Source organism: Janthinobacterium sp. 64 (assembly GCF_002813325.1).
Taxonomy (GTDB): domain Bacteria; phylum Pseudomonadota; class Gammaproteobacteria; order Burkholderiales; family Burkholderiaceae_D; genus Janthinobacterium.
On the sequence record NZ_PHUG01000001.1, the window covers coordinates 3,315,984 to 3,336,597 of the forward strand.

At 61.6% G+C, this 20,614-nt stretch carries 17 protein-coding genes; 8 read left to right on the plus strand and 9 right to left on the minus strand.

Annotated elements, in window-relative coordinates; all coding sequences use genetic code 11:
- Nucleotides 1-43: 43 nt before the first annotated feature.
- The 5 genes from CLU91_RS14630 to CLU91_RS14650 all read left to right on the plus strand — a co-directional run bounded on the left by CLU91_RS14630 (nt 44) and on the right by CLU91_RS14650 (nt 4,671).
- Nucleotides 44-568 carry a cytochrome b gene (locus CLU91_RS14630; RefSeq protein ID WP_092712036.1) on the plus strand — a complete coding sequence of 175 codons (525 nt, stop codon included), beginning with the start codon at nt 44-46 and terminating at the stop codon, nt 566-568.
- A 41-nt stretch (nt 569-609) separates the two neighbouring features.
- Nucleotides 610-1,164, plus strand: coding sequence for a YceI family protein (locus tag CLU91_RS14635; RefSeq protein ID WP_099403977.1), 555 nt, complete (start codon nt 610-612; stop codon nt 1,162-1,164).
- Between the two features lie 38 nt (nt 1,165-1,202).
- Nucleotides 1,203-1,778, plus strand: coding sequence for a YceI family protein (locus CLU91_RS14640; RefSeq protein ID WP_100874750.1), 576 nt, complete (start codon nt 1,203-1,205; stop codon nt 1,776-1,778).
- 165 nt (nt 1,779-1,943) lie between these two features.
- Entirely contained in the window at nt 1,944-2,213 is a 270-nt protein-coding gene (locus CLU91_RS14645; RefSeq protein ID WP_076571892.1) for a GlsB/YeaQ/YmgE family stress response membrane protein, read from the plus strand.
- A gap of 304 nt (nt 2,214-2,517) precedes the next feature.
- A complete protein-coding gene (locus CLU91_RS14650; protein ID WP_100874751.1) occupies nt 2,518-4,671 on the plus strand; it encodes a S46 family peptidase in 2,154 nt (717 codons plus the stop codon).
- Nucleotides 4,672-4,700: 29 nt separating this feature from the next.
- On the opposite strand, the gene CLU91_RS14655 is transcribed toward CLU91_RS14650, so the two are convergent.
- The gene (locus CLU91_RS14655; protein ID WP_100874752.1) at nt 4,701-5,321 is read right to left on the minus strand and encodes a hypothetical protein; all 621 of its coding nucleotides are present in this window, start codon (nt 5,319-5,321) and stop codon (nt 4,701-4,703) included.
- A gap of 149 nt (nt 5,322-5,470) precedes the next feature.
- On the opposite strand from CLU91_RS14655, the gene CLU91_RS14660 reads away from it, so the two are divergent.
- Both CLU91_RS14660 and CLU91_RS14665 read left to right on the plus strand, forming a co-directional pair.
- The gene (locus tag CLU91_RS14660; protein WP_100874753.1) at nt 5,471-7,159 is read left to right on the plus strand and encodes a M14 family zinc carboxypeptidase; all 1,689 of its coding nucleotides are present in this window, start codon (nt 5,471-5,473) and stop codon (nt 7,157-7,159) included.
- Nucleotides 7,160-7,249: 90 nt separating this feature from the next.
- Entirely contained in the window at nt 7,250-9,400 is a 2,151-nt protein-coding gene (locus CLU91_RS14665) for an FUSC family protein (protein ID WP_100874754.1), read from the plus strand.
- A gap of 11 nt (nt 9,401-9,411) precedes the next feature.
- Here the strand turns inward: CLU91_RS14665 and CLU91_RS14670 are convergent, their stop codons facing one another.
- The 6 genes from CLU91_RS14670 to CLU91_RS14695 all read right to left on the minus strand — a co-directional run bounded on the left by CLU91_RS14670 (nt 9,412) and on the right by CLU91_RS14695 (nt 18,307).
- Nucleotides 9,412-11,358: a S9 family peptidase gene (locus CLU91_RS14670; protein ID WP_232730759.1), complete on the minus strand. Its 1,947-nt coding sequence runs from the start codon at nt 11,356-11,358 to the stop codon at nt 9,412-9,414.
- A gap of 67 nt (nt 11,359-11,425) precedes the next feature.
- The gene (locus CLU91_RS14675; RefSeq protein WP_100874755.1) at nt 11,426-12,898 is read right to left on the minus strand and encodes an amino acid permease; all 1,473 of its coding nucleotides are present in this window, start codon (nt 12,896-12,898) and stop codon (nt 11,426-11,428) included.
- A gap of 286 nt (nt 12,899-13,184) precedes the next feature.
- Nucleotides 13,185-14,615 carry an amino acid permease gene (locus CLU91_RS14680; RefSeq protein ID WP_100874756.1) on the minus strand — a complete coding sequence of 477 codons (1,431 nt, stop codon included), beginning with the start codon at nt 14,613-14,615 and terminating at the stop codon, nt 13,185-13,187.
- Between the two features lie 129 nt (nt 14,616-14,744).
- On the minus strand, nt 14,745-15,203 hold the full coding sequence (locus CLU91_RS14685) for a RidA family protein (protein ID WP_070254760.1): 459 nt from the start codon (nt 15,201-15,203) through the stop codon (nt 14,745-14,747).
- 254 nt (nt 15,204-15,457) lie between these two features.
- Nucleotides 15,458-17,041 (minus strand): ATP-binding cassette domain-containing protein, encoded by a 1,584-nt coding sequence (locus CLU91_RS14690; RefSeq protein WP_100874757.1) that lies wholly within the window; start codon nt 17,039-17,041, stop codon nt 15,458-15,460.
- Nucleotides 17,042-17,194: 153 nt separating this feature from the next.
- Nucleotides 17,195-18,307, minus strand: coding sequence for an NADH:flavin oxidoreductase/NADH oxidase (locus CLU91_RS14695; protein WP_100874758.1), 1,113 nt, complete (start codon nt 18,305-18,307; stop codon nt 17,195-17,197).
- A 174-nt stretch (nt 18,308-18,481) separates the two neighbouring features.
- On the opposite strand from CLU91_RS14695, the gene CLU91_RS14700 reads away from it, so the two are divergent.
- Complete coding sequence (locus CLU91_RS14700) at nt 18,482-19,027, plus strand: glycine zipper 2TM domain-containing protein (protein WP_100874759.1); 546 nt, start codon at nt 18,482-18,484, stop codon at nt 19,025-19,027.
- On the opposite strand, the gene CLU91_RS14705 is transcribed toward CLU91_RS14700, so the two are convergent.
- Both CLU91_RS14705 and CLU91_RS14710 read right to left on the minus strand, forming a co-directional pair.
- Nucleotides 19,024-19,533 carry a DUF1993 domain-containing protein gene (locus CLU91_RS14705; RefSeq protein ID WP_100874760.1) on the minus strand — a complete coding sequence of 170 codons (510 nt, stop codon included), beginning with the start codon at nt 19,531-19,533 and terminating at the stop codon, nt 19,024-19,026. The genes CLU91_RS14700 and CLU91_RS14705 overlap by 4 nt on opposite strands.
- Before the next feature lie 68 nt (nt 19,534-19,601).
- Nucleotides 19,602-20,564 carry a DUF2167 domain-containing protein gene (locus tag CLU91_RS14710; RefSeq protein ID WP_232730760.1) on the minus strand — a complete coding sequence of 321 codons (963 nt, stop codon included), beginning with the start codon at nt 20,562-20,564 and terminating at the stop codon, nt 19,602-19,604.
- Nucleotides 20,565-20,614: the final 50 nt, after the last annotated feature.

Sequence of the window (20,614 nt, forward strand, 5' to 3'; positions counted from 1 at the left end):
GCCGAATTAGTCCTAACACGTACTACATTCAAGAAAGCCTCCGATGCAACGCTACACCACCACCGCCATCATCCTGCACTGGCTGACCGCCCTGCTGATCATCAGCGCCTTCGTCATGGGCCTGGTCATGACGGACATTCCCGGCCTGACACCCACCAAGCTCAAATATTTCTCCTGGCACAAGTGGCTGGGCGTGACCGTGCTGGCCATCGCCGCCATCCGCCTGCTGTGGCGCAAGGCCAACGTGCCGCCGCCGCACCCGGCCAGCATGGTTGCCTGGCAAAAGAAGGCGGCCGACGCCATGCACGTGCTGCTGTACATCCTGATCTTCGCCGTGCCCGTTTCCGGCTACCTGTACACCCTGGCCGCCGGCGTGCCGGTGGTCTACCTGGGCCTGTTCCAGCTGCCCGTCATCATGGCGCCGAACCCGGAACTTAAGCCGCTCTTAAAAGAAATTCATTATGTTCTGAACATGACGATGGCCGCCGCCGTGGCCGCCCATGTGCTGGCGGCGCTGAAGCACCAGTTCATCGACCGCGATGGCGTCCTCAAGCGCATGTTGCCGTAACACCGACTTCCCTTGCTAACTGAAACTCCAGGAAAAATAAGATGAAAACCACCCAACGCCTCGTCCTCGCTTCCCTGCTGGGCCTGTCCGTGGCCGCCACCGCCGCCACCTTGCTGAAAGTCGATCCCGCCAAGACCAGCGTGTCGGCCGTGTTCAAGCAAATGAACGTGCCGGTGGAAGCGAAGTTCAAGAAATTCAATATTGCCATCGATTACAACCCGGCCACGCCGGACGCCTCGAAGGCGTCGGTGGAAATCGAGACGGCCAGCATCGATATCGGCGACCCCGAGTACAACAAGGAAGTGGCCAAGAAAGAATGGTTTAACGCTGCCCAGTTCCCGAAAGCCACTTTTGTGTCAAGCAGCATCAAGGCGGCCGGCGCGGGCAAGCTGACGGTTACCGGCAAGCTGAGCATCAAAGGCAAGACCACCGACGTCACCTTCCCCCTGGCGGTGAAAGCCGATGGCGGCAAATATGCATTTGACGGCGCCCTGCCGATCAAGCGCCTGACCTATAACATCGGCGAAGGCGAGTGGAAAGACACGAGCATGGTTGCAGACGAGGTTACCATTAAGTTTCATGTTTCTGCTCAGTAACGCCCAAAAATCTGTTGTTCAACTTAGTTAGGAATTCAATGAAATTGAAGCACTTGATGATCGCCGTGCTGGCAGCGGCCGGCGCGGGTTCGGCCATGGCCGCTACCGACACCTACAACCTCGACCCGACGCACACCTTCCCCAGCTTTGAAGCCGATCACATGGGCATGTCCGTGTGGCGCGGCAAGTTCAACAAGACCAAGGGAACCGTGACTTTGGACCGCGCCGCCAAGACGGGCAGCCTGGACCTCGTCATCGATGCCGATTCGATCGATTTCGGCCTCGACGCCATGAACACGCACGCGAAAAAGGCGGACATGTTCAATGTGGAAAAATTCCCGGCAATCACCTACAAGAGCAAGTCGTTCAAGTTCAACGGCGATCAGCTGGTGGAAGTCGATGGCGAACTGACCCTGCTGGGCGTGACCAAGCCCGTCAAATTGAACGTGAGCAAATTCAAGTGCATCATGCACCCGCGCTACAAGCGCGAAGTGTGCGGCGCCGATGCCAGCGCGGAATTCAAGCGCAGCGACTTTGGACTGAACTACGGCATGCCGGCGTTCTCGCCGGAAGTCAAACTGGCCATCCAGGTTGAAGCGATCAAGGCCGACTAAACACGGCCTTGCCGCATGACAAGCCCGCCTCGCTGCCCGCAGCCAAGCGGGCTTTTGCATGCACGACGCGAATCCGCTGGACTTTTCTATCGTGCGGCATCAGTATCACCTGGCATGATGTTTTTCTAGCATGACACTCCATTCACCCATCGCGCGGAGGACTACATGAATTTCATTATCTGGATCGTTATTGGCGGCGTCATCGGCTGGCTGGCCAGCATGGTCATGAAAACGAATGCGCAACAGGGCATCTTCCTCAATATCGTCGTCGGCATCGTCGGCGCCTTCCTGGGCGGCTGGCTGCTGGCGCCCCTGTTCGGCACGGGCACCATCAATAGCGACAACTTCAGCCTGTCTTCGCTGCTCGTTTCGTTCCTGGGCGCCGTGATTTTGCTGGGCATCGTGAATCTTTTGCGCCGCGGCAAAATACGTTAAACAGACGAATGGCAGCACATCAGCAAGTGGCCGGGCCGCGCAAGCGCCCGGCCATTTTTTATTGCCGTCACGACACGTATGGACAATACCACAGCCGCGGCATGGAAAAATGCGCGTTGGCGGCCGTCTCCCGCCCCTGAATGCCGAGAATAGTATTACTTTTACAAGCAACTACAAACATGCTGTCGGGAAAATGTGATTGACTAGTGCGAGTTCGATACGGATACTCTATGTCGCCCGCTGCACAATCAGCGGGTACTCCGCTGATTCCGACTTCCTTACAATGTAAAAGAACAGAACTCGAATGAAAAAATCTCTCATCGCGCTCGCCATCCTGAGCAACTTCGCACACGCCGACGAAGGCATGTGGATGCCCCAACAGCTGCCACAAGTAGCCAAGGAACTGAAAGCGGCCGGACTGAAACTCGATCCGACCACCCTGACCAAACTGACCGAGTTCCCGATGGGCGCCATCGTCAGCCTGGGCGGTTGCTCGGCCTCGTTCGTCTCGCCGCAAGGCCTGGTTGCCACCAACCACCATTGCGTCTACAACAGCGTGGCGGTCAATTCGACCAAAGAGCGCGATTTGCTGGCCAACGGTTTCCTGGCCAAGACCTTCGCTGAAGAATTGCCGGCCGCTCCGGGCAGCCGCATCTTCGTCACCTCGGCCGTGACGAATGTCAGCGACAAGATCATCACCGCCGACGTGGCCAAGCTGCAAGGCAAGGCACGCATCGACGCGATCGAGAAAAACCAGAAAAAACTGGTCGCCGAATGCGAAAAAGAAGCGGGTTTCCGCTGCACCGTGTCGGCCTACTATGGCGGCCTGGAGTTCTACCTGATCAAGCAACTGGAAATCCGCGATGTGCGCCTGGTGCACGCGCCTCCGGCGGGCGTCGGTAAATTCGGCGGCGACACCGACAACTGGATGTGGCCACGCCACACGGGCGACTACGGTTTCTACCGCGCCTATGTCAGCCGCGATGGCAAGGCTGCCGACTTCAGCAAGGACAACGTGCCTTACCAGCCAAAACACGTGCTGAAACTGGCCAAGGATGGCTTGAAAGAAGGCGATTTCGTGATGGTCCTGGGCTACCCTGGCCGCACCAACCGTCACCGCCTGCCATCGGAAGTGGCCTACACGTTTGACTGGAACTACCCGGCCTTCGTGAAAGCATCGGGCGAAACCCTGGCCATCATCGCGCGCGAAACCAAGGACAACAAGGATGTTGCCCTGAAATACGCAGGTCAAGTTGCTGGCGTCAACAATTACTACAAGAACCGCCAAGGCATGCTGGACTCGTACGCCGGCAGCGATTTCCTGGCGCGCAAGACGACGGAACACGACGCGCTGAAAGCGTGGGTCAACGCCACGCCAGCACGCAAGGCTGAATTTGCCGGCGATATCGAGCAAGTGGAAAAGCTGATCGCCGAGCGCGATGCCGACACCAAGCGCGACTTCTTCCTGGGCTACGCACAGCCACGCCTGCTCAATACGGCACGCAGCCTGTACCGCCTTGCGAACGAAAGCACCAAGGCCGATACGGAACGCAAGTCCGGCTACCAGACGCGCGATTTGCCGCGCCTGACCTCGGGCGTCACCTCGGTCGAGCGCACCTACGATGAAAAAGTCGACAAGGCGCTGGTACTGAACAGCCTGACCAAGTACGCCGCGCAACCGGCAGCACAGCGCCGCGCCAGCTTCGACGCCGCCATCGGCATCAAGGACGGCATGTCGCCAGCCGAGCTGTCCGCCGCCCTGGACAAACTGTATGCCGGCAGCAAACTGGCCGACAAGGAAGAACGCGCAGCATGGCTGAAACGCACGCCAGCCGAATTCCAGGCCAGCAAGGACAGCTTCATCCAGGCAGCCGTCGCCATGTATCCGGATTCGCTGAAAAACGAAGCGGAAGATGAAGAACTGGCAGGCAAGATCCAGCAAGCCTACGCCAACTACATGAAAGCCAAAATTGCCTTCATGAAGAGCAAAGGCCAAGCGGTCTATCCTGACGCCAACAGCACCCTGCGCGTCACGTTCGGCAAAGTGGCCGGCCGCGACCATGGCGCCGATGGCACCACCTGGACTGCCTTCACCACCGTCAATGGCGTCGCCGCCAAAGCCACGGGCCAGGGCGAATTCAATGCACCAGCGAAACAACTGGCCGCGATCAAAGCCAAGGACTTCGGTAAATTCGTCGATCCCAAGCTGAAAACCGTGCCGGTCGACTACCTGGCAACGTTGGATATCACCGGCGGCAACTCCGGTTCGGCTGCATTGAATTCCAAAGGCGAATTCATCGGCCTGGCCTTCGACGGCACCCTGGACTCGATCATTTCCGATTGGGACTATAACAAGGCCAATACCCGTTCGATCCAGGTCGACCTGCGCTACATGCTGTGGAACATGAAACACATCGACCACGCCGACAACCTGCTGAAAGAAATGGGCGCTGAATAACAAAAAGCAATAACCCGGCAACGGGCGCTTTAGCCTGAGCCACTCCTGCGGGAGTGGCTTTTTTTCGCCTGGCGTTTTACTTTGGTGAAACGGTAAGGCACTTCTTCCTCCTCGCCAAACACGTGTGCCCTGCCACTTCCCAGCGGCAACATCACCCTGCGTCCGTCCTGCAGCAGCAAGGCCAGGTCGGCACCGGGAAAGCGCTGCGCCAGCAGCGCATAGGTTGGCCGCGCTATGCTAGCGGCGGGAATCACGATGCGATAATCGGCCTCGCCAAAATCGAGCAGCAGCGCGGGAAGCGCATCCGGCCCCGGCAGCGCCGTGATGCGCAAGCGCGTGCCTGCCTTGACGAGCTCGAAGGCTGACCACAGGGGCAAGCTGCGCCGCGTGGCGCCGGCCTGCAGCCGCGGCGCCTGGTCCGCCTGCGCCGACGTCAGCAAGACGTCGGGCCGCTCCTCCGATATTGCCCCATCGACGGCCAGCAGCCAGCCCCGGTAGCGTATCAGCGCCCCATGCGCGCTAGCCGTCACTGACCCGCCCTGCGCCACGGGTTCCTTAGCAGCTGGCAAGCGCAACGGCGCCGCCTGAGCCGCCAGGCAAGCCCACCACACCAGTGCCGCCATCGCCATCGCGGTTGCCGTCTTCACCATGCCGTCTCCCTTGCGCGTGAAACGTATTCATAGCACAGGTACTGCAGCAAGCCCCTGCGGCGCCTCAAGGCGGCAGCGCCGGTGCTACAATTGGCCCCTAGCGGGCGTACTTACCCAGCGCGCCTTCCCCCTCCCAGACTCAGACCGCTATGCCACCAGACTTGCGCACGACCTACGAACTCGGTAACCACAACCAGACCACGACCTGGCTGGAATGCATCACCTTCTATCAAGATCTCGCCGCACGCTACCCGCAAGTGCTGCATTTCGAACAGATCGGCCTGTCCGACTCGGGCGTGCCCATCCACGCTGGCGTCGTCAGCGCGGACGGCGTATTCGACCGCGAACAGATCAAGCGCGCAGGGCGCACCGTGTTCTTCAACAACAACGGCATCCACCCGGGCGAACCGGAAGGCATCGACGCCTGCATGGCCATCGTGCGCGACCTGTGTACGCAGCCGGAGCGCCTGGCGGCGCTGGGCAGCACCGTGCTGCTGTTCATTCCGATCTACAACGTCGATGGCAGCCTGAACCGCGCCAACACGTCGCGCGTGAACCAGGATGGCCCGGAGCAATTCGGTTTCCGCGGCAATAGCCGCCACCTGGACCTGAACCGCGATTTCATCAAGTGCGACAGCCTGAATGCGCAAGTGTTCAACCGCCTGCTGGCCAGCTGGGATCCAGACGTGATGGTCGACACCCACACGTCGAACGGCGCCGACTACCCGTACACGATGACCCTGATCCACACGCAGACGGATAAGCTGGGCAATGGCCTCGGTCCCTTCCTGCAAGACACCATGCTGCCGCACATCTTTGCGGCAATGGAAAGCGCCGGCTGGCCCACCTGTCCGTACGTGAACCCCGTCAAGGACAGTCCCGACCACGGCATCGCCGAATTCCTCGAAGTGCCCCGTTTCTCGACCGGCTTTGCGGCCCTGCACCACGTCATCGGTTTCATGCCGGAAACGCATATGCTCAAACCATTTGCCGACCGCTACGCTTCCATGCGCGCCCTGCTCGACATCACGATGGCGTTCACGGTCAAACACGGCGAACAGATCAAGCAGCTGCGCGCGCAAGCCAAGGCGGCGGGACGCACGCAGGCTGCATGGCCGATCCACTGGGCCATGAACGAAGAGCAGCCGTCGACCTTCCCCTTCAAGGGTTACGCGGCGCAATACACGCCGAGTCTCCTCGGCGACTACCAGCGCCTGTCCTACGACCGCTCGCAGCCGTGGGAACGCGATATCAAGTATTACAACCGCTTCGATGCGGACGTCACCGTGGCCGCGCCGAAAGCCTATGTCGTGCCCCAGGCGTGGCGCGAAGTCATCGAGCGCCTGCGCTGGAACGGCGTCGAAATGAGCCCCATCACCGCCGAACAGACGCTAACGGCGCGCTACTACCACATCACAAACGTCGGCACTCGCGCCACGGCCTATGAAGGCCACATGTTCCACGACACGGTCGACGTGGAAGCGCGCACGGGCCAGTTCACCGTGCAGGCCGGCGATTATGTCGTGTCCCTGGAGCAGGACAACGCGCGCTACGCCGTGGAAACGCTGGAACCGCAAGCGCACGACAGTTTCTTCCGCTGGGGCTTCTTCAACAGCGTGCTGGAGAAGAAAGAAGCGTTCTCCGATTACGTGTTCGAAGACATGGCATCCGAATTGCTGCGCGACGAGCCTGTGCTGGCCGCCAAGTTTGCCGACTGGAAAGCAGCGAATCCAGCCTTGCTGAGCAATCAGGAAGCCGTGCTCGGCTTCATTTTTGCGCACTGCCAGCGCTTTGCCGAGCCGGAATGGCGGCGCTACCCGGTCATTGCCCTGATGTAAATCCGGGCTGCATCGACTGCAACATCCTGGCGCCGCATCGGAGACCCCGGTGCGGCGCCTCTTTCTGTGCCCTACCCACAAGGTAATCCCATGCACTACGCACTGAACCTGCGCACCTTTATTTACAGCCATTATTTTTACCTGGGCTTGCGCGTGGCCATCGGCCTGGTGGGCCTGGCTCTGCTGGTCCAGGAAATCAGCGACAGCGCCACCGCCATGACGGTATGCATCGGCGCCCTGTGCACGACCCTGATGGACATGCCCAGCCCGCTGCGCCACAAGTTCAACGAAATGCTCGCTTCCGTGCTGCTGTGCAGCGCCGTAACGCTCCTGATCAGCCTGTGCGGGCCCGTGCAGTGGCTGCTGATGACGGTGCTCGTGCTGGTCAGTTTCCTCGCCAGCATGATGGTGGTGTACGGCAAAAAATCCATGCCCTTGCAACTGGCCGCCCTGTTCATCATGACCATGTCGATGGAGCACCAGATGACGTGGCAACAATCGTTCCACCACGCAGGCCTGTTCATGCTGGGTGGCTTGATCTATCTGGCCTATGCCATGGCCATCGCCTGGGTCTTGCGCCACCGCATCAAACAGCAAGTGCTGGCCGAAGCCCTGTTCGAGCTGGCCGCCTACATCGACATCAAGGCCGATTTCTACGACACGCGTTTTAATCTGACCGAGCAATTCAACAAGCTGGTGCGCCACCAAAGCATCCTGGCCGACCGCCAGCAGGCGTCGCGCGATTTGATACTGCGCAGCCACAAGAACAGCAAGGACGCCATCGTCGTGCAAGTGCACGTGTGCATGCTCGATCTGTATGAACTGATACTCTCCACGCACACGGATTACGCGCTGCTGCGCCAGCACCTGGCCGACTCCGAGGTGCTCAAATCCTTGCATGACCTGGCCTACAAGGCGGCGCGCGATATCGAAGCCGTGGCCTACGCCGTCACGCGCAAGCGCGCCTCGTATGCGCAAATCAGTTATGACAAGGAATGGGCCGACATCGAAGGAGAAATTGCCCGCCTGCACGCTCAAGGCGACGCAGCGCAGGAAGCGCTGGCCACCCTGCGCGCGCAGCGCAACAAGATCCGCGCGATTCTGAAGATGATCGGCGAACTGCATCTGGCCACGCAAAAAGTCTACGACAACGTGCCGTTCTGGAGCGGCGCGGACATGGCGCCATTCCTGTCGCAGCAGAAATACGAACTGACCACCCTGCTGGCCAACTTGCGCGTGGACTCGCCCGTATTCCGCTTCGCCCTGCGCGTGTCGATGGCGATTTCCGTGGGCTTATTGATCGGCCACTGGCTGCCATACGCGGCCCACAGCTACTGGATCGTCTTGACCATCGTCATCATCCTGCGGCCCACCTTCAGCATGACGCGCCAGCGCCGCGCCGACCGCATCATCGGCACCATCATCGGCTGCGTGGTCACGGCCATCGTGATCCGCTTTGTGCACAGCAATATCGTGCTGATGGCCATATTATTTCTCTCCATCGTGGCCACGCCCACTTTTATTTATTTGCGCTACCGCTACACGGCCATCGCCGTGAGCCTGATGATCTTGCTGCAAATGCACCTGGTGGCGCCCAGCAATCCGAACCTCGTCAGCGAACGCCTGATCGACACGCTGATCGGCGCGGCGGTGGCCACCGTGTTCAGCTTTGTGCTGGCCAACTGGGAATACCAGAGCCTGCCACGCCTCGTGCGCCAGGTGCTCAACGTGAACCTCAGCTATATGCAAGCCAGCTTCGCGCTGCTGCAAGGAAAATGTTTCGATGATTTCGCCTACCGCATCGAGCGCAAGCGTTTGATGGACAGCTTGGCCGCGCTCAGCTCGGCACTCGTGCGCATGCTCGATGAGCCGGCCAGCAAGCAGCGGGCCGTGGAAGACATCAACCTGTTCATCGTGCAAAATTATTTATTGGTCGCCCACGTGGCGGCACTGCGCTCGATCCTGGGCCGCCATGCCAGCCAGCTGCCCGTCGCGCCCGTCAATGCCTTGCTTGGCCACAGCCATACGCAAGTGTGCCTGACCTTGTCGCGCGCGCTCGAACAGCTCGACGACAAGGCGGCCATCAGCGCGCCTCTGGCCGCCCTTGCAGCCCCGCCCGTCAGCGACGTGGCCTGGTCGGGCTGGCCGCTGGTCAAGCGACGCATCCGATTGTTGCAGGCAGATGCGGACAAGATCGTGGTGCATAGCGCCGCAATCGTGCATATCGTTTCGCCACGCTAAACCGCAGCGATTTATTTCAGATAGCGTTCAAACCAATCGATGGTGCGTTTCTGCAAGTCGCGCTGGTGCTCGGGCTTGCGGAAGGAATGGCCTTCACCGTCGTAGATGAACAGGCTGGACGGCACGCCCATGGCGCGCAAGCCGTGCCAGAATTCCAGCGACTGGGCGGCCGGCGTTTCCACGTCGCGCTCGCCCACGTAGATCAGGGTCGGCGTCTTGGCCGCCTTGATCGATTCGATCGGTGAGGCACGGCGGTAGACCTCGGGCTTGTCATACGCGGAAGCGCCAAAGAACGGGATCATCCACTGATTGATGCCGTTCTGGCCGTAATAACTGATCCAGTTCGACACGCCCGCGCCCGCCACGGCCGCCTTGAAGCGGTCGCTGTGCGTGACGCCCCACATGGTCATGAAGCCGCCATACGAATGGCCGATCAGGCCCAGGCGCTGGCCGTCGACGGGCGCCATTGTTTGCGCCGCATCGATACCGGCCAGAATGTCGCGCCAGTCGCCGCCGCCAAAGTCGGCCATGTTGGCGCGCGTAAAAGCCTGGCCCTGGCCAAAGCTGCCGCGCGGATTGGGCAGGAAGACGAAATAGCCTTTTTGCGTCAATTCGTGGATCAGCGTGCCCGCTCCCACGTAACGGGGCGAGGCCGCCGTGCCGGGGCCGCCATGGACGTTGACGATCATCGGATAGCGCTTGCCGGCCTCCACCGACAACGGTCCCAGCAGCCAGCCCTGCACCTTGTATTGCTCATTGCTCCAGCCCACGTTCTGCACCGCCAGTTGCGGCGCAAAGCCGTCATTGTCGCGCGTGATCTTTTTCAGCTGGCCCACCGGTCCCGCCACCAGGTAGGAAGCGTGCGTAAAATCTTCCTGTACGGCAGCCGCTTGCAAGCCATCGGCGCTGAACGACAGACGGCCATCGCTGCCGCTGCTGCTGATCTCACCGAGCAGCACAGGTTGGCTGGGGCCGGTCTGCGCATCGACGGGCACCAGCGCCAGCTGCGAATCGATCAGGGCCGTTGCCAGCAAGCCGGCGCCGCGCCAGACGACGCCATTGAAGGTGCCGCGGTAGTCCGGCGTGAGATTGCGCGGCGTGCCGCCGGCCAGCGGCACGGTATAAATATCGCCGCCGATGGAGCCGAAATCGCTCATCAGGCCGCCGATGAAGGCCACCGTCTTGCCATCGGGCGAAACGGAAGGCAGGTTCAGCTGCATGGCCGGCGACGCGATCACGCGCAGGGCGCCCGTGGCCGCATTGATATGGCTGAGCTTGGCGACCCACCAGTTGCTGTCGCCATTGCCCTGCGCGCTGGTGGCGACAAAGCCGCGGCCATCGGGCGTCCAGTTGTATTCATAGACATAGGTGTCGCCTGGTGACAGCAAACGCGGCTCGCCGCCGCTGGCCGCCACCACGACTATGCGCTGGGCATCGTCTTCGCTGCCCACTTCGCCCACCTGGCGCGCGCCTGCCTCGACGGCGCCGGCCAGCTTGCGCGCGCCCACCGTGGCGAGCAGGGCCAGCTGCTTGCCGTCCGGCGACCAGCGCGCCGTGCTGGCCACGCCCTTGATGCTGGTCAACATCCGCGCTGGCGCCTGCGACAAGGTGGCCAGGTACAGCTGCGCCGTGCCCGCCTTGGCGTCGTAGCCGATGAAGGCCAGTTGCCGGCCGTCAGGCGACCAGCTGGGCTTGTCGTAAGAACACACGGTGCATGGATCGAATTGCTGCACGATGGCGCCGTTGGCGGCGTCGCGCACGACGATCACCGCATGCGGGCGCTGCGGCTGTTCCGCCTTGCTCGACTCGATGGCGGCGATGTGCTGGCCATTGGCCGACAAGGCGACGGCGCGGTAATCGCGCAAGGCCGGCTCGCTTGCCGGAGCGGCCAGTACCGTTGTGCCCAGAAGACTGCTTGCCAGCAAGCCACAAGCGGCCAGATCAGTTATTTTCATCATGTAAATTCCGGTTAGAAATAAAAAAAACCGCCGGCAAGCGCGGCGGTTTTGGATGGAACAGACTGCATTAGCGGGCCTTCTTGCCCAGGTGCGAATGCCGCATGCTGTACAAGAAGTAAATGGCCACCGTCACCGCCATCCACACGCTGAACACGACAAACGTCGTATGCGGCAAATCGCGCATGATGTACAGGCAAGCCAGGATGCTCAGGCCGGGAATCACATACGGGCCGAACGGCACGCTGAAGCCTTCGATGCGGTTCGCACCCTGTTTGTGGCGCAGCACGGGCACGGCGATCGAGACCACCATGAAGGCCGTCAGGGTACCGATGCTGACCATGTCCCACAGGTAAGTCGCATCGATGGAACCGGCCACCACGGCCACCACGAGGCAGACGATGATGGTATTGCTGACCGGCACCAGGGTGCGCGGGTGGATTTTCTGGAACGATTTCGGAATCAAACCATCGCGGCTGACGGCAAACAGGATGCGCGTCTGGCCATAGATCGTCACCAGGGTGACGCTGAAGACGGAAATGACGGCGCCGGCCGACAGCACCAGCGCGGGCCAGGTCTTGCCCGTGACGTTTTGCAGGATCACCGCCAGGCCCGCTTCCTGGCCTTCGAACAATTTCGCCTGTTGCGCGCCGAGGGCAGCCACGGCCACCAGCAAGTAAAACACGGTGACGATGAGCAAGGCGCCGAGGATGCCGCGCGGCACATTGCGCGTGGGATTTTTCACTTCATCGCCTGCGGTGGCCACCGTATCGAGGCCGATGAAGGAGAAGAAGACGGTGCCGGCCGCGGCCGTGACGCCCGTCATGCCGGCAAAGCCCTTGCTATTGTCGGTATTGAAGAAGGGGAAGAAATTGTCGGCGTTAAAACCGGAAAACGCGATGACGATGAAAAACACGAGGATCGCCAGTTTGATGATGACCATGATGGCGTTCATCAGGGCCGATTCCTTGGCGCCACGCAGCAGCAAGAAGCCGCACATGCAGATCAAAAAGATCGGCGGCAGGTTGATGTGGCCGGCATGAAACTCCATGCCATGCGGGCCAGAAACGATCATCGGCGTGCGCAGCATCTCGGGAATGTGCCAGCCAAACGCGTTTTCCAGGAAGTTGTTCAGGTAGGACGACCAGCCGATGGCCACGGCACTGCCCGCCAAGCCGTATTCGAGCAGCAGACAGGCGGCCATGATGAAGGCAAGAAACTCCCCCACGGTGGCGTAGGCAAACGAATACGAGGAGCCGGAAGCGGGTATGCGGAACGACAATTCCGCATAACACAAGGCCGTCAGGCCGGCCGTGATGGCGGCGATCAGGAAAGACAGGACGACTGAGGGGCCCGCCTTGGGGACGGCTTCGACCATGGTAAAGAAAATGCCAGTGCCGATGGTGGCGCCGACGCCGATCATGGTGAGGGAAAACAGGCCGATGGAGCGGCTCAAGCCACTGCTGCTGAGGCCTTCACCATATTCGACCGTGGTATCGATCGGCTTGGTGCGGCAGAGTTTCTGGACCAGGGTTTGGCTCACTAATATTCCTTTATGAGGCACACATATTCGTATGACGGGTAAAAACAAATAGCGCTCCGGCCCTACCTGGCAAAAAACCGGAAAGATCGCGTCCATTTTCAAAACTAAGCGATTATAGGGCTTTCATCGGCTCAGCTAAACAGAACTTTGATGCATGGAAACAACGCCAGGCGTGCGCCGGCAAAGCCACGGGAGTGCTGGCGAAGAAGAAATTGCTTACATGAAAGAAAAAGCGCGCCGCTGCAGGAGCAGGGACGCGCTTTTGACTCAGCTCAACTACGCTGGCTTACTTCTTGACGTGTGGCGCATCGGCCTGCGGCCAGCCTGCCTCGTAGCCTTGCGGCACGTCGTCGCGGCGCTCTTTCGGCGCCAGGCCCAGCACGTAGTACAGCACCGTCAGCAGGATCAGCCAGGCTGGTCCGACCATCAGGGCGATGCGCGTATCGGGGAAATACGCCATCAGGCCGATCACCAGCGCCAGGAAAGCCAGCGAAATCCAGGAACCGTAGGGCGCGAACGGCATGCGGAAGGCCAGGTTCTTGATTTCCAGCGGCGTCAAGGTCTTGCGGAACTGAATTTGCGTGACCAGGATCACGCCCCAGGTCCAGACGGCGCCGAAGGTGGAAATCGAGGTGACCCAGATAAACACTTTTTCCGGCACCAGGTAGTTCAGCAGCACGCCCAGCAACAGCGCGAAGACGGACACCAGGATGGCGCGGCGCGGCACGCCGCTGGCCGTGGTTTCCGCAAACGCCTTCGGCGCCTGGCCTTGCAGCGCCAGGTTGTACAGCATGCGGCCTGTGCTGAAGATGCCGCCATTGCACGACGACAAGGCCGCCGTCAGCACGACGAAGTTGATGATGCCGGCGGCCGTCTTGATGCCCAGGCGTTCGAACGTCATCACGAAGGGGCTGCCGGTGGTGCCGATTTCATTCCATGGGTAGATCGACAGGATGACGAACAATGCGCCGACATAGAAAATCAGAATGCGCCAGAACACCGAATTGATGGCGTCCGGAATCGATTTCTTCGGGTTCGCCGCTTCGCCGGCCGTCAGGCCGATCATTTCCACGCCCAGATAGGCGAACATCACCATCTGCAGCGACATCAGCACGCCTTGCGCGCCATTCGGGAAGAAACCGCCATGCGTCCACAGGTTCGAGATGCCGACGGCCACGCCGCCGTTGCCCAGGCCGAAGACGATCATGCCCGTGCCGCCGACGATCATCAGGATGATGGTGACGACCTTGATCAGGGCAAACCAGAACTCGAACTCGCCGTAAGCTTTCACGGCCAGCAGGTTGATGGCGCCCATGGAACCCAAGGCCGCCAGGGCCCAGATCCAGCGCGGCACGTCGGGGAACCAGATGCCCATGTAGATGGCGACGGCGGTAATTTCCGCCACGCATGTGACGAGCCACAGGAACCAGTAGTTCCAGCCCGTCAGATAGCCTTGCAGGGGACCCAGGTAATCCTGGGCATAGCGGCTGAAAGAACCGGCCACGGGATTGTGCACGGCCATTTCACCCAGCGCGCGCATGATCATGAAGATGACCGCGCCACCGATGATGTACGACAGCATGATGCCGGGACCGGCCATCTTGATCGCGTTGCCCGAACCCAGAAACAGGCCCACGCCAATCGCGGCGCCCAGCGCCATCAGGCGGATTTGCCGCTCGCCCAGGCCGCGGTGCAAGCCTTGTTCATTCGTTTTCATTACGTGTCTCCGTTTTTTTCTTGAATACGCCGATCCCTCCACCCCAATGGCGGTTCCGCTCTTGCTGGAAAGGAGGAAACGGTGCGCCGGCGGCAAGCGCCGGCATGTTCATGTGGTCAGACCACTGCGTCAGGCCAGTTCGGCGATCAGCTCGATCTCGACGCAAGCGCCCAGCGGGATTTGCGCCACGCCGAAGGCGGAGCGCGCGTGCTTGCCGCTGTCGCCGAAGACTTCGACGAACAGTTCCGAGGCGCCATTGGTCACCAGGTGCTGTTCCGTGAATGTGGAGGTGGAATTGACCAGGCTCATGACCTTGACGATGCGCTTGACCTTGTTCAAGTCGCCGCCGCACGCGTCTTGCAAGGTGGCGATCAGTTCGATGGCGATGCCGCGCGCAGCGATCTTGCCTTCTTCCGTGGTGACATCCTTGCCCAGTTGACCGACCCAGACCTTGCCATCCTTCTTGGCCAGGTGGCCGGACAGGAAGACGGTGTTGCCCGTGCGGGCATGCATCACGTAGGCGGCAGCTGGGGCGGCAACGACTGGCAGTTCAATGTTGAGGGCTTTGAGTTTTTCGTAAAACGACATGCTATTTCTCCAAGAAAACAATATAAGCGAAACCAAAATTCATGCACGGCAGGGCACGGAGGATGACGCCCTGGCAGCGCGGTAGTGACCGACAACAGTGCCAGATTAAACGTCATCATATTGGTGAACGAGCAGTTTTAGTTCACAAATAGGCCCGGTTATTCAGTGGATTATACCGACAATCAAACAAAATTCAGCATTGGTTCATGAAGCATGCTCTACAGGCATCGAGCGTGACTTTTTTCATTAAATTGTCACTTTTGCAATGTCAAGCCCTCTGGGTCAAGGTTTATCGCCTGCAAAAATGCCTGGTCGTGCGAAACCACAAGTAGCGCGCCCCGATATTGCAGCAGCATCTGCTCCAGCGCCTGCAGGCTGGCCAGGTCCAGATGATTGTCGGGTTCATCGAGCAGCAGCAGTTGCGGCGGCGCCAGCGCATACAATTCGGCCGCCAGCGCCACCTTCATGCGCTCGCCGCCGCTGAGCAAACGGCTGGGCATGGTGGCGCGCGCGCCGGCAATGCCCAGCAGCGCCAGCCGCGTGCGCAAGTCCCCTTCCGCCAACGTGCTGTTGCGTTTTTGCACGCGCTGCACGGCGCTGCACTCGCCGTCTTGCAGTCCCGCATGCTGGTCCAGCCAGGCCACCCGCGCATGACAGCGCAGCTCGCCGCTGGCCGGTGTCAGCTGTCCGGCGATCACGCGCAGCAGGGTCGACTTGCCGCTGCCATTGTCACCCGTCACGGCCAGGCGGCGCGGCCCGCTGAGAAGCAGATCCAGCGCTTGCGCCTGGCCATAGGGCAAGACCAGATCGCGCAGCTCCAGGATCAGCTTGCCGTTCGGCACGGCACTGTCGGGCGCCAGCAACAGGCGCTCCATCTCGGGCGCGCAGCGGGCGCTGGCATCCGACACCCTTTGCTGGCGCGCCTGCTGCGCCTCTTGCGCGCGCAGGCGCAGCTTGCCCTGGCTATCCTGGCTTTTCTCCTTGCGCGCGTCGAGCAGCAGCTTGCTTTGATTGCCTTCGCGGCCGTCCCTTTCACCGCGTATCACCCGTTTCTGCTGGCGTTCGGCCTGCTGCTGCGCTTCGCGCTGTTCGCGTCTGGCGCCGGCCTTTTCCGCCTGCAGGGCGGCAACGTAGCCGGCCTGCTCCAGCGCGCGCTGCTGCGCATACATCGCGTAATTGCCGCCATAGCTGCGCAAGCCCTGCGGCGACAACTCGACGATTGCATCGACGTGCTGCAGCAAGCCGCGGTCATGGCTGACCAGCAGCAAGCCGCCGGGCCAGCGCGCCATCTGCGCCACCAGACGGGCGCGCTGCTGCGCATCGAGATGGTTGCTCGGTTCATCGAGCACCAGCCAGTCCGCCTGCGACAGCCAGGCGCCTTGCAGGGCGACGCGCTGGCGCTCGCCGCCGCTGAGGCGACTCGTCGGCGTGCCGGCGCCGACATGCGGCAGGCCGATCTCGTCGAGCGCCTGACGCAGGCGGGCGGGGGCATCCCAGCGCTCTCCCACCAGGGCGTAGTCGGCTTCATCGACGCTGCCTGCCGCGATGCGCGCCAGCGCCGCCAGCAAGCTGCTCACGCCAGCGAGCGCCGCCACGGTGGGATAGCGCTGCGGATCGAGTTCCTGCGCCACGTAATGGACGCTGCCGTCGCAGCGCACGGCGCCGGAAGACGGCTGCGCCCGGCCTGCCAGCAGGCGGGCCAGCACGCTCTTGCCCACGCCGTTATCGCCGACGAGGCCGATACGTTGCGGGGCAAAAGAAAATTGCAGATCGGAAAACAGGGCGCGGCCATCGGGCAGCACGAAGGAAAGACGGTCGAGTTGTAGTAATGCGGGCATGGATACTCCTTGAGCAAGGCTGGCGAACCCGTGCGGCGCAATGGCGCGCTGGCGGGAAGGGCGAGGCCGTGCACAGCACGGCAGTATCAATGGCGCATGTCGAAGCGTCCTGAAGAAATGGGGAAGAAGCGTCAGTGTAGCAGAGCAAGCTGGTCAGCGCTGGCCCAGGGTCGTGTCGCCGAACAGGTTCTTGAATTCGCGCGGCTGCGAGCGCCAGTACTGCGGCGGCGCCTGCACTTGCGCACCCAGCTGGGCTGCCGCATGCCAGGGCCAGCGCGGGTCGAACAGGATGGCGCGCGCCAGCGCCACCATGTCGGACTGGCCGTTGACGATGATGTCTTGCGCCTGCTGCGCCTCCGTGATCAAGCCCACGCTAATCGTAGGCAGGCCGCTGTCGCGCTTGATGCGCTCGGCAAACGCCACCTGGTAGCCGGGTCCCACGGGGATTTGCTGCTGCGGCGAAATCCCGCCGCTGGAGACGTGGATAAAGTCGGCGCCCAGCTGCTTGAGTTCCTGCGCGAAGCGCACGCTTTGCTCGATTTCCCAGCCGCCTTCGACCCAGTCGGTGGCGGAAATGCGTACGCCCACGGCCACCGAGTCAGGCACGGCGGCGCGCACGGCCTCAAGCACTTCCAGTGGAAAGCGCATGCGGTTTTCCAGGCTGCCGCCATACGCATCCGTGCGCTGATTCGACAGGGGCGACAAAAACTGGTGCAGCAGATAGCCGTGCGCCGCGTGCAGTTCGATGCCCTCGATACCGAGCGCATGCACGCGCTGGGCGGCCGCGACAAAGGCGCCCTTGATTTGCAACAAACCCATCTCATCGAGTGCGATCGGCACCGTTTCGCCCGGTGCGTGGGCGATGGCGGATGGCGCCACCGTTTGCCAGCCGCCCTCGGCCAGGTGCACGCAGGCACCGCCTTCCCAGGGCGCGCGGCTCGACGCCTTGCGTCCCGCGTGGCCCAGCTGCACCACCAGCGGAATCGGCGAGTGGCGGCGGATCGCCTGCACCACCTTGGCCAGCGCAGCCTGATTCGCGTCCGACCACAGGCCCAGGTCATCGGCCGAGATGCGTCCCTCGGGCGAGACGGCCGTCGCTTCCGTCATCAGCAAGCCCGCGCCGGACAGGGCCAGGTGGCCCAGGTGGATCATGTGCCAGTCGGTGGCGTTGCCGTTGTCAGCCGAGTACTGGCACATGGGCGCGATGGCGATGCGGTTGGCAACGTGCAAGGGGCCAAGGGCATATGGCGTGAATAGCTGGCTCATGGCGGACTTTCGGAAAAGGGGAAGCACCGATTCTACTGCGCTTTGAAAAGCGCGGCTTACACCTGCTTACGTTTGATACAGCGCAAGGGCTAGCCTTGGGCCGGCGCGGCCGCTAATGTGGACACATCAGCTGGACACATCAATAACACCCGCAGCACCACCCCAGGAGAACACATGAACACGACGACTACCGCCAGCCGCATCCACCCCTTGATGGCCGGCGCCGCCATTTCCGTGACGGTCCTGTGCCTGGTGGGCGCGGCGTCCATCACCGGTATCCTGCCCAATTCGCGGGCGAACGTGCCGGCCACGCCAGCCATTCCTGCCGACGTGGCGGCCTTGGCAGCACCTGTGGCCGCACCGGTTGCCGCGCCCGTCGTCGCACAAGCCGCCCCGGCACCGGCACCGGCGCCCGTCGTGCACAAGCGCGTCGTGCACCACACGCCAGTGGCGCAGGCGCGTCCTGCCTACAATGACAACAACGATGGCTACCGCGACACGGCCTACCGCGAACCCGTGCGCCAGCCGCAGCCAGTGCCTGCGCCGGCGCCAGCACAACCGAACTACGTGGGCATCGGCACGGGCGCCGTCATCGGCGGCTTGATCGGCAATCAAGTCGGTGGCGGCCGCGGCAAGGCGCTGGCAACGGTGGCCGGCGTGATCGGCGGCGGCATGCTGGGCAATGCGGTGCAGAACCAGGTGCAACAGCCACAACGTTAATCGTACGGTCCCAGATAGTCGAGCTTGCCCACGGCCACGCCATTGTTTCTCAGGATGGCGTGGACCATGGAGACGTGGAAATAGAAGTTCGGCAAGGCAAAGCTGAGCAGGTAATCGTCGCCCGAGAATGTTGTCCCCTCGTCCGTCCAGTTCAGCACGACTTCCTTCTGCGCGCTGCCCGCCATCTGGCCGGCGTTGACGCTGTCGATGTAGGCGATGGTGTTGGCGATGCGCTCCTGTAACTGCTCGAACGACGCTTCGTTATCCTCGAACTTCGGTGCCGGCACGCCGCTCAGGCGCTCGACCGACATCTTCGACGTATCGCTGGCGCGCTGCACCTGCGCCGTCAAGTCCAGCATGTCGGGCGCCAGTTGCGCGCCCAGTAAAATCTCGGGCACGATGCCGTCTTCCTCCACATGGGCCTGCGCTTTTTCCAGCAGGGCCGAGACGACCCGCAAGCCGCGGATGAAGACGGGAATGGTTGCCTGATACATGGACACGGACATGGCGGACTCCTGATAGTGAACGATAAGTCAGTGTACCCGAGGCGCCGCCTGCGGGTGCGCACACAGGCTTACTTGTCCAGATTCACCTTGCCATCCGGCGCATGGCTAGGCTGTTCCGCAGGTTCGGCCTGCGGCGCCGGCTTGTCCTTGCGCTTGCCGCTGAAGAACTTGACGATGGCCGCGCCGCCGCCCACGACGGCCAGGAGCAGCACTTTCTTGAAGGCCAGCAGCAGCGCCAGCAACTTGCCAAACAGGCCCAGCTTGCTGGCCACGCCGCCCGCCACCAGTGCCGCCAGGCCGTATTCAGCCACCTTGTCCGTCTTGCTGTCGAAATCCGTGTAGCGGTTACCGTCGGTAAATTCCGTGAACGCCGTCACTTGCTGCATTTCTTTCTTGATCGCTTCGATCTGTTGCATGCTGGCGATCGCGTTCAGGTTCAGCACGCCTTCGCGGCCCAGCACGCGCACGTTGTAGTTCAGCGAATGCTCGCCGCCATCGACCATCAGGTCCTTGGCCCAGTACAGCTTGTGCGTATCCTTGGCATAGCTGGGTTTTTCCGCCCAGCCCATCAAATGGATGCCGGGATAACCCTGCTTCTTGCGCTCCGCGTTATTGTCCAGCACGGATGCCTGCATATCCTTGAGCAATTCGTCATATTTGATGCTGTCCGCATCGTCATCCTTGATATGGCCTTCCTTTTCATACGTGACGATGACACCCCAGCTATCGCGCTCCAGCACGCTGGTCTTGGCGGGCACGATCATGCCCAGCGATACCATGCCCGGTGGATTGCCCCAGGCATCGACCAGCACGCGCTCGGCGTCCGTCGGCGACAAATAGCGGAAGTTGGCGGGCAAATCCAGGGTGGCGATGCCGCCCGGCAAAGTGATCTTGCCGCGTTGCAGGTGCAACTGGGCAAGGAATTGCTCGGCCGTCATTTCCGGTGCCGCTGCCTTCTCTTCAGCAGGGGCGGCAGCCGTCAGGCCGGAGAGGGTCAGGCACAGCAAGGCTGTCAGCAGGCGTTTCAACATGATCGGTCCAAAAAAAATTGCAAAGGGTAAATATTTTAAATCAATTGATT